This window comes from bacterium (assembly GCA_035370465.1).
GTDB lineage: Bacteria > Ratteibacteria > UBA8468 > B48-G9 > JAFGKM01 > JAGGVW01.
This window is the reverse complement of sequence record DAOOVW010000054.1, coordinates 1-10,141: the sequence shown is the minus strand read 5'-3', so window position 1 is coordinate 10,141 and position 10,141 is coordinate 1. Positions and strand designations below refer to the sequence as shown.

The 10,141-nt window shown below is 29.6% G+C and carries 9 protein-coding genes and 2 tRNA genes; 4 read left to right on the top strand and 7 right to left on the bottom strand.

What is annotated here, in order from left to right; translation table 11 throughout:
* A tRNA-Lys gene (locus PLW95_07060) sits at window positions 1-72 on the bottom strand.
* A 488-nt stretch (window positions 73-560) separates the two neighbouring features.
* Here PLW95_07060 and PLW95_07055 point away from each other — a divergent pair.
* From PLW95_07055 to PLW95_07040, 4 genes are all read left to right on the top strand, one after another.
* Window positions 561-719: a hypothetical protein gene (locus tag PLW95_07055; GenBank protein ID HOV22413.1), complete on the top strand. Its 159-nt coding sequence runs from the start codon at window positions 561-563 to the stop codon at window positions 717-719.
* 43 nt (window positions 720-762) lie between these two features.
* Window positions 763-2,811: an AAA domain-containing protein gene (locus PLW95_07050; protein HOV22412.1), complete on the top strand. Its 2,049-nt coding sequence runs from the start codon at window positions 763-765 to the stop codon at window positions 2,809-2,811.
* A 108-nt stretch (window positions 2,812-2,919) separates the two neighbouring features.
* A tRNA-Ser gene (locus PLW95_07045) sits at window positions 2,920-3,004 on the top strand.
* Window positions 3,005-3,126: 122 nt separating this feature from the next.
* Complete coding sequence (locus PLW95_07040; protein ID HOV22411.1) at window positions 3,127-4,002, top strand: EamA family transporter; 876 nt, start codon at window positions 3,127-3,129, stop codon at window positions 4,000-4,002.
* Window position 4,003: 1 nt separating this feature from the next.
* Here PLW95_07040 and PLW95_07035 read toward each other — a convergent pair whose 3' ends face one another.
* From PLW95_07035 to purH, 6 genes are all read right to left on the bottom strand, one after another.
* Window positions 4,004-5,227: an NAD(P)/FAD-dependent oxidoreductase gene (locus PLW95_07035; GenBank protein ID HOV22410.1), complete on the bottom strand. Its 1,224-nt coding sequence runs from the start codon at window positions 5,225-5,227 to the stop codon at window positions 4,004-4,006.
* Window positions 5,228-5,269: 42 nt separating this feature from the next.
* Window positions 5,270-6,055 carry a hypothetical protein gene (locus tag PLW95_07030; protein ID HOV22409.1) on the bottom strand — a complete coding sequence of 262 codons (786 nt, stop codon included), beginning with the start codon at window positions 6,053-6,055 and terminating at the stop codon, window positions 5,270-5,272.
* A complete protein-coding gene (locus tag PLW95_07025) occupies window positions 6,052-7,017 on the bottom strand; it encodes a DNA adenine methylase (GenBank protein HOV22408.1) in 966 nt (321 codons plus the stop codon). The genes PLW95_07030 and PLW95_07025 overlap by 4 nt, the downstream gene beginning before the upstream one ends.
* Window positions 7,018-7,105: 88 nt before the next feature.
* Entirely contained in the window at window positions 7,106-7,675 is a 570-nt protein-coding gene (locus tag PLW95_07020; protein ID HOV22407.1) for a LemA family protein, read from the bottom strand.
* Between the two features lie 14 nt (window positions 7,676-7,689).
* The gene (locus PLW95_07015) at window positions 7,690-8,538 is read right to left on the bottom strand and encodes a hypothetical protein (protein ID HOV22406.1); all 849 of its coding nucleotides are present in this window, start codon (window positions 8,536-8,538) and stop codon (window positions 7,690-7,692) included.
* 47 nt (window positions 8,539-8,585) lie between these two features.
* Window positions 8,586-10,121, bottom strand: a complete 1,536-nt coding sequence (gene purH / locus PLW95_07010; GenBank protein HOV22405.1) for a bifunctional phosphoribosylaminoimidazolecarboxamide formyltransferase/IMP cyclohydrolase — start codon at window positions 10,119-10,121, stop codon at window positions 8,586-8,588.
* Window positions 10,122-10,141 lie beyond the last annotated feature (20 nt).

The window sequence follows — 10,141 nt, the reverse complement described above, 5'->3', positions numbered from 1 at the left end:
AGGCCGCGCAGGGCTCGAACCTGCCACCCCCGCCTTAAAAGGGCGGTGCTCTGCCAGATGAGCTAGCGGCCCCAAAACTACCTCTGAGTTTTATATTTTAGTGTTTTAAAGGAGATATGTCAAGACATTGAATTGAGATATAATAAATCTACTCCAAAAGGTATGTTAGACAAGACAAAAAAGGAATCTACTCGAAAAATAGGAATAAGATAGCGAATTGAAACACAATAAACTGATAGAAAAAGCCATATTAAACAAGATAAAAAACCTAATTATAAATATATAAGATTAATTCTGAGGTTATATTTTTTCTAAATTAAGCAAATTTTCACAGTGACATGAAAAATTTGCCACTATTCATAATCCCCTATTAAGCGGGTCAGTGATTCTTACTGTGGGTTGTCAAAGAGCAGGTGTATCAAGGAATTTAACTACCTTTTCCGCACCCCCCCTACCTTTTTTATCATTTTGGGGTTTGCGGTAATTTATATAACGAATTATCATTTTAATTTTAAAAGGGTAAAATGTTTATAGTTAAAGTAAAAATCAGGAGGAAAACAATGTCAAAATTTGTAAGTTTTCTTTATAAATTGGCAAGGACTGCTAATGATATAGAAAAGATAACAAGTGGAGACCCTAAAAAAATTGCCCGAAGAGCAAAGAACAAAATTTTAGGTAGAAAAGTCATAAGCAAAATATACAAATGGCCCAAATTTTAGTGATTTACAAACGGAAATAGATACCTTAAATATACCATTATAAATGGAAGAACTTATTTATAAAAAAGTAGCAAAAGCGGCAAATATCTGTAAAGATAAACTTATTGAAAATGTAGAGGAAGGAGAACTTTGTTTTAAGCAACTTTTAAGTATGTTTCCTGATGATGGGATTATATATTATAGAATGGGAGAAGGATATAAAGAGTTATTTGAGAGAACAGGAAATGCAGTATTTAAAGAAAAAGCAATTAAATCATTCCAGAAGGCAAGAGAAATTCTCCCATTTCTTGCCTGGCAACAAAAAGCCGAAAATAATCTCAATCAACTAATACAGGATGAAAATATAAAACAATTACCAGAAGGAAATTTTGTTTCTCCAATTTTATATGAGGTTATAAAAGCAGTTGAAATTGAAATACAAAGAATAAAAATTCTCAAAAATAGACCACATTATTATATGTTTGGTAAAACATTTGAAAGTGAAAGAATTATAAATAATATACCATACTATGAAGTTGGTTTTGGGAATTTTCATGAACGGATAATTATTGATGCTGAATTTGGTAAAAAGAATAATATTGACCTGAGAATAGAAAGTGGTTTCATAAAAGGAATTATTTCAAGGCATACTAATAATGAAATAGTATTGCTTATCCCACTAACACAAATTTCTTATGAGAAAATAAGTAAAGCAACAGAAAATGGAATTTACTATATAGCAGATTTTAAAAAATCTGTTTTCCAACTAAGGAATTTTCTTCTTAAAAGAAGAGCAGTAGAAAACGAATTTATTCTATATTTAATTAGGAGTGCCACTCTACCATACAATTATGGAAATTATAATCATATTAATCTGAATAAATATAAAAATAAATATCAATTTGACCAATATAAATGGCAGGCAATTGAGAAAGCATTAACCCAGAACATAACATTTATCTGGGGACCCCCTGGAACTGGTAAAACAACAGTACTTGCGGCTTTGGCACATATTTTACTTGAAGAAACAGATAAAAATATTCTTTTCCTAACTCTTTCAAATAGTACTCTGGATTCTTTATTTATAAAGGTTATAGAATATGTTTATAAATATAGTAATAAACCATATCCAGAAGAAACTTTTACAAGGTTGGGTAAAATCCGCGAAAAATCTACTCCTAAGGAAATTGCTAAATATTACAGAGATAAGATATCCTTAAACTCAAGAATAGTAGCAGCAAATTATCAAAGTTTAATTTTCAGAAATATTAAAAGTGCTATATTTGATTATGTAATAATGGACGAAGTTTCCATGACCCCTATTCCTTTATTGGTGGCAGGTAGTTTTTTTGCAAAAAAGAATCTTATTCTTGCTGGAGACCCATATCAATTACCTCCTCCTTATCCTGAAGATGCTGACCTGCCTAATGATTTTTATTCAATGAATGTTTTTGAAAAAGTCAAAATAAAAAAAGAAAATGACCCGAGGGCTGTATTTCTGAAAACTCAATACAGAATGCATCAGGATATCAGCAATCTTGTTAGTGAACTATTCTATGATGGAAAGTTAGAATGTGGAAACAAAAAAATAGAAAAACTTTCCCAAAATGGTAGCCCATTTCCAAAATCAGTTCTTTTCAGAAATACTGAGGGGGTATTGGAAAAAATAGGTAGTAGAATTGAAATTTTCAATAGAAAAAATGACCCTTATGCATTTGCTGATGTAAAACTTGCAAAAAATATCATTAAGTACTGTGATATTAAACCTGAACAAATAGGAATAATAGTTCCTTATAATGCCCAGGTCTGCAACATATACAGGTATCTTAAAAAAGAGAACTTAGAAGGTATAAAAGTAAATACCGTTCATTCTTTTCAAGGACAAGAAAAAGATGTAATAATTTATGATATTACAGATGATAATATTGAACCTTCTCCTTTAACAACAAACTGGAAATTTCTTAATGTAGCATTATCAAGAGCAAGAAGATTCTTATGTGTAATAGGAAATCAAAAATATCTAATGAGTTCGTTTTTTAATGCAGAGGAACAAGAAAGGTTTAGAAAAATAATAGAACATGGGAAATGGAATATAACTCCTTATGATTTATAACATTTGTAATAAGAAACAACAAATTTATAAAGAAAATACGAAAAAACCATAAATTTTGAAAAATAGAATCAAGAAGGTATAATTTTAAAAAGGAGAATAGAAGTAATTGGAGGGTTAGCCTAACAGGTAAGGCAGCGGACTTGAAATCCGCCGTCCTTCACAGGACATGGGGGTTCGAATCCCTCACCCTCCGCTTCTTTGAGAGAAACCACATGTCCAAAGGTGTTATAGGGGAAAAATGTTTTTTCTGTTTATGAATCCGATTTTCACAAATATTTTAAATTTTAATATTTCTTTTGTCAGGAATTTAGTTAAATGAGCCCTTTTATTATATCGCTAGTTTTAATTTCTGCTGTTATGCATGCTGGATGGAACTTATTTGCAAGAAAAGATAAAGATGAGATAACTTTTTTCTCACAGATGTTAACCGTAATATCCGTAATAGGATTCATACCCGCTTTTTTAACTGAATTTATTACACATTCTCTAACCTTGAAAGCATACCTTTGTGTTATTGGTTCCGGATTTTTCTGTGGAATATATTTTTTTGCTCTTGCCAACGCTTATAGTTTTTCTGATTTTACAATTGTTTATCCTATCGCTCGCTCTCTACCAGTCCTTTTTGTTGCTATTGGAGATATTATCCGTGGAAGAGATTTGTCTCTTATCGGATGGTCAGGGATACTTCTTGTTGTTGCCGGGTGTTTTTTATCCCCTCTTACTTCATTTAAAGATATCTCTTTAAAACATTATTTTAATCGGACAGGTTTTTGGTTAATTTTAACAGCAATAGGAACGACTGCTTATACTTTGCTTGATAAAATTGCATCTGAAGTTGTTCAGAAAGGGTCTGCAACTGCTGCAAGATATGGGTATTTTTTCTACTTTATAACTTGTATAACTTATCATATCCTTTTACATTTTTCAGGTATAAAAAAAAGAAAAAAAGGAATAGAAAAGTGGAAACTTCCATCTCTGTCTGCTTTTCTTGATTTTGGTTCTTACTGGCTTATTCTCTGGGTATATCAATTCACTGATATTACAAGTTATGTTATTGCTTTAAGACAATTCAGTATTTTAATTGGAGTAATTCTTGCTTTTATGATTTATAAAGAAAAAGGTGTCTTTGTAAGAATTTTTGGAACTTTGTTACTTACAGCAGGACTTATAATAATAGGAGTTTTTACATAATTTATACAGAGATTCCTGCTACATATCCAGTTGAAAAAGACGCCTGTAAATTATATCCACCTGTTTTTCCATCAATATCTATTATTTCTCCTGCAAAATATATACCTTTGACAATTTTTGACTCCATTGTTTTTGGATTTATTTCTTTTACTACTACTCCTCCTCTTGTTACCATACTATCTGAAAAATCCCTTGTCTTTTTAACACTTAAATTAAATGAAAGTAAATTTGAAACAAGTATTTTCCTTTCTTCTTTTGTTATTTGATTTGCCTTTTTCTCTGTCATAATTCCACATTGATATAAAAACTCATCAATCATCTTATTGGGAAGAAGATTTTTAAAAACATTTTTAATTTCTTTATTGGGATTACTTATGAATTCTCTTTCAAGACGCTTTTCAAGTTTCTCATAATTTAAGGCCGGCTTTAAATTTATTGATATTTTTATTTCTCCTTTTGATATATTTTCAGAAACATCTCCACTCAAATTTAAAACAGCAGGTCCACTTATTCCATAATGAGTAAACAAAACTTCTCCAAACTCTTCTCCAATTACTTTTTTATTCAAAACTGCCTTTATTTTGACATTTTTAAGTGTAATGCCCTGCCATTTTTTTATGAAATTTTCTTTTATTTCAATCCCACATAAGGCGGGAAAGGGTCCATAAATTGTATGCCCAAATTCTTTTGCCAATGTATATCCATCACCTTCTGACCCTGTTTCTGGAAAACTTTTTCCCCCAGTTGCTATTACAATTTTTTTTGCCTCTATTATATTTTTATCTGTTTTTATAATAAATTTATTTTCTGCTTTTTCAATGTTTTGTACTCTATTTTTCAAAAACAATTTAACTCCTCTTTTATCAATAATTGTTTTTAGTGTTTTTACTACATCTTCTGCTTTATCAGATGCAGGGTAGACCCTTTTCCCTCTTTCAACTTTAAGTTTTAATCCATTTTTTTCAAAAAATTCAATCAGGTCTTTATTGAAAAATTTTGAAAAAGCATTTATAAGAAATTTCCCGTTTCTATATTTGCTTATAAACTCATCAATTTCATTATGACTTGTTAAATTACATCTTCCATTTCCTGTTAAGAAAATTTTCTTTCCAATGGTATCATTTCTTTCAATTAAAGATACTTCTTTTTTATTTTGTTTGGCAAAAATTGAAGAAAAAATACCTGAAGGACCTGCCCCAATAACAACTACTTCATATTTTTCCATAATTAATTTGTTTTTATAAATCCTTTGAAGATAATGTTTATTTTAGGATTTTTTGTTTTGCTTTAGTTTTAATAATTTTCTTATAGAACTACCATAAAGAATTATTCTATCATTAAAATTGCCCTTTTGTTTTATTTGGGATTGAAGGAGATTAAATATTAATTTTTTATCCATCCAGAATTTTATTTCGCGATAATGAACCTCACTATCATTTCTCATTTCAATTTCTCCAAAAGTTCTGTCTTGGACTTTAAAAATTACTTTTTGAGCGTCAAATTGCCCTTCACCTCTACTTTTAGAATTCTCAACCTCAAAAAGGTTTGTTAAAATTTCTACGACATCTCTATTCCCAAAAACATGAAAAATGTTTCCATCTTTTATAACTAAAAAATCAACTTCTCCACTATTGAACATGCTTTTATCTATAAATGCAGAAAGAATTCTTTTTTCTTTTAATTTCTCACATAATTTCTTCATTGGTTCCTGTAATCTTTTTTTATATAATTCTTTATTTTGCAAATAATCACTTCTTTGAGAAGGAAAAGTTTCTATACATTCCAGTAATAAATCTCCTATTCCATTCATACCTTTAAAAGTATAATCATTTTCAAACCTTGTTTTTCCATAAAGAAAAATTTGCCATTTCTTTTCGCCACTTTTCACTGAGTATGAATATCCTTCAGAGTCAATTATGTCTTTTTTTGCTTTTGGGTCATTTTTAAATTCTTTCCCAATTCCTAAGCATTCAGCAAATTCACGAGCATCTGCATGTCCTTTTCTTTTTACATAACTTGCTTTCGCAGAAGTCATTGCCTTTTTCTTTGTCATCTTTTTTGCTCTTTAATTATCAACAATTCTTTTGTTTTTTTGATATGATTTCTATTATCTCTTTTACGATTAACTCCTATTCTTGTTTCTCCCTGCCCCATTGTATAATGAATGGGTAATTCAACAATTACAAAGTCATTATACCAATTCCTTATTGTTGGTGAATCATTATAAGATAAAATAAATCCGCCTCTATGATTTAATAAAAGGTCTCTCAGTAATTTATGGTTAAAATTATTATGATGGATTGGAAAATTTCTTTGAGGATAAAGTCCTTTAAAAAGAGTGCTGTCTTTTCCTAAATAGTAAGGGGGGTCACAATATAAAAAGTCATTTTTAAATTCAGGAATAACTTTTTCAAATGAACAACACTCAATTTTTATATTCTGCACATTAAAGTCCTTAACTCTCTTAATAAGATTATGATATGTTTTTTCATTAGCATATACACTTGACATCCAGCCCAAAAATCCTGGACCATAAGAAAGATTATGATTAAAATAATAGTAGGTTGCTAATTTCAAAGAAGAAAGTTTTCTTTTCCCTTCCCAGTGTTCTTTTAATATCGTTTTAACTTTATTGTATGTTTCTTTATCTGGTTTTAATTTTAATAATTTCTGATATAACTTAAAAGGATTTTTAATTTGAACCTGCCAATAATTTATTAGAATATCAAATATATCAAATCCAAGAACATCAATTCCTAATTCTTTTGCAACTGCAATTTCAATAGAACCAGCACCGAAAAATGGAGATATTAGGCGATTGATATTATCAGGTAATTTTTCTATTACATATCCAACTGCCCAACTTTTTCCTCCTGCATACCTTAAAGGAGACCCTAAATATCTTTTGTATCTCTTCCCGTTTCCTTTTAATTTACTTAAAAATATCTCTTTTTCAGTTAACTGAGGTAAATCATTCCATAAATATTGAGTGGTGCCAGAAATTTCAGTTTTCATATTATAAATAAAATAACTTATTTTTAATATTTCTGTCAAAAATAATTTAATTTTTGGGTATCTTATTTCTTTATGGTGAGAGCATTAGTCATTTAGGAAAATCAAATTTTATCTCTACATCTTTTTTTTCTTCGGGACTTACTTCAAAAAGTGGTTTATCTTTATAATTTAACATTGTTGCAACAAACTTGTCAGGTATCTGATGAATTCGTATATTATAAAGATTAACACTATCATTATACAATTCTCTTCTATCTGCAATACTATTTTCAAGTTCACTGATTCTATTCTGCAGTTGTATAAAGTTATTGTTTGATTTTAATTCTGGATAATTTTCTGCAACAGCAAATATTGTTTTTAATGCCCCTGTAATTTCCCCATCAATTTTTTTCTTCTCTTCTACTGAATCAGTTTTCAAATATTCTGTTCTTAGTCCCACGATTTTTTCTAATGTTTCTCGCTCATATTTCATATATCCCTCACAGACCTTTATCAGTTTTCCAATCTCATCATATCGCTGTTTAAGAAGAACATCTATATTTGCCCAGTTTTTTTCTATATCTCTACTCAGGCGTATCAATCCATTATAGACACTTATGAAGTATAGTAAGAGACCTATAACCACAAAAGCAACAAATACAGCTACAATAATTCCCATTTTCCCCCTCCTTTTTAAAATATAAAAGAAATGACTATTTTTAAACAGAGCAAAGTAAGTATAGCACCACCAATGATATAAAGAAATACCCTGTATTTATACTCACCCACTATTTCTTTTTCGCTTTTATTTGAAATAAAAAAATGTCTGTCAAGTTCACCTTTGCCAATAATAACATTTTTAAGATAGTCAGGAGGGAAATTTTTTGAGGATATTTTTCCCTGTGTTGCCCTAAATTTCTCTTTTATCTCTTCCATTATTCTTTGTTTTGCTAACTGCCATTCATTTTCATCAATCCACATGTCTTTGTTGATATCTAATTTCTGTTTTTCTTCCGGGCTTTCAATTATTGCTTTTATTCTTGTTTCAACCTCTTTCTGTATGTGTTCCTCAATACTTTCTATACTTTTTGCTGTTCCAAGAACATAAATAGGTTCCTTTATTTTTATGTAATATTCTTTATATCTCTTATTGCCTTCCATGTGAGTGTATCTTAAAGGTATATCTATTTCTGCACCAACAGGGTCTATTATTACAGTGCCTGTATCGTCTTGAAGGAAAAAAGGTATATTACTTTTCATTTCAAATTCTTTTACCCAATTAACCGAATTTTTATGTATTACAAGTCGTTCCATAATGATATGATAAAAAACACATTGTTGTTTTGTATAATGAGAGACAAGAATAATATCAGGTATTGCTATTCCTTGAATTTCAACCAGTCCCATTGCGATAGAACGAATTTTAGAAGTAGGGATATTCTGAATTAGTCGCTTATACCATAATTTACGAAATCCAGTAAAGAATAGATAAATACCAACGCAAATTCCTACTACTGCCCAGCCAAAAATACTTCCTTTCATATTGGATATATTATACCAATACAAACGAAATAATTGTGGTGTCCCTATTAATGTCTGAAGTGCCTTGTTCCTGTTAAAATCATTGAAACACCTAATTTATTACACACATCAATTACCTCTTTGTCTTTTAATGAACCACCTGGCTGAATTATTGCAGTAACTCTACCTTCTTTTACTACATATTCAACACTATCAGGAAATGGGAAAAAAGCATCAGATGCCATAACAACTAAATTTACTTTTTCTTTAAAATTGTCTTTCATTTTCATTACTGCAACTCTTGCAGAATCAAATCTTGACATCTGTCCTGCTCCAATTCCTAATGTTTGCCCTTTTGTTCCAATTACTATGGCATTTGATTTTACAAATTTACAAACTACCCATGAAAATTTAAGTGCTTCTATTTCTTCATCAGTTGGTTTTTTTTCAGTAACGACTTCAAATTTCTCCATGTCAATTAAATCAGGTGTCTGGATTAAAAATCCGTCATTTAAACTTCTGAAATCATATTTATAGGTAGGTATTTGAGGTGATTTTATAATTCTCATATTTTCTTTCTTCTTAAAAATTTCAAGTGCTTCTTCCTCATAGTCAGGAGCAATAATTACTTCATAAAACTGTTTAATTATTATTTTTGCAACATCTATTCCAACTTTCCTATTAAATCCAATTATTCCACCAAAAGCACTTAAAGGGTCTGTCTGTAATGCTTTTTCGTATGCTTCTACTAAATTTTCTCCTATTGCAACTCCACATGGGTTTGTATGCTTTGTAATTACACAGGCATTTTCTTTAAATTGATTTACAAGAAGGTATGTTGATTCCATATCAAGAAGATTATTGAAAGATAATTCCTTACCTTGAAGTTGTTTTCTTTCAAATTCCTTATCAGAAAATCTATACCAGGCAGCAACTTGATGTGGGTTTTCTCCATATCTTAAATCACTTACTTTTACCAATCTTATATCAATTTCATCTTCAAACTCCTTTTTTTCAATTTTGCTTTTGAAATATGAAGAAATTATGTAATCATATCTTGAAGTAAAATTAAAAACATAACCTGCACATCTAAAAGAAAAATCCTCACTTACTTTTCCATTGTTTTTTCCCATTTCAGCCATAAGTTCTTTATACATTTCTGGTTTTATCACAACAACAACATATTTATAATTTTTCGCACCTGCTCTTATCATTGTTGGTCCACCAATATCAATGTTTTCAATAATTTCTTCATCTGTTGCCCCTTTTTTAAGTGTTTCTTCAAATGGATATAAATTACAAACAATAAGGTCAATTGGGACTAAATTATTTTCTTCCATTTGTTTTTGGTGTTTTTCATTGTCTCTTATTGATAAAATTCCTCCATAAATTTTTGGATGAAGTGTCTTAACTCTTCCCTCAAGTATTTCAGGAAAAGAAGTGAACTCACTAACATCTTTTACTTCAATCCCGTTTTCTCTCAAAATTTTTGCAGTTCCTCCTGTTGATAAAATTTCAACATTAAATTTCTTTAAAAAATTTGCAAGTTCAACAATCCCTCTTTTATCAGAAACACTTAAAATTGCCCTTCTTATATTAATCATTTTTTTCCTCCATTTTTTAG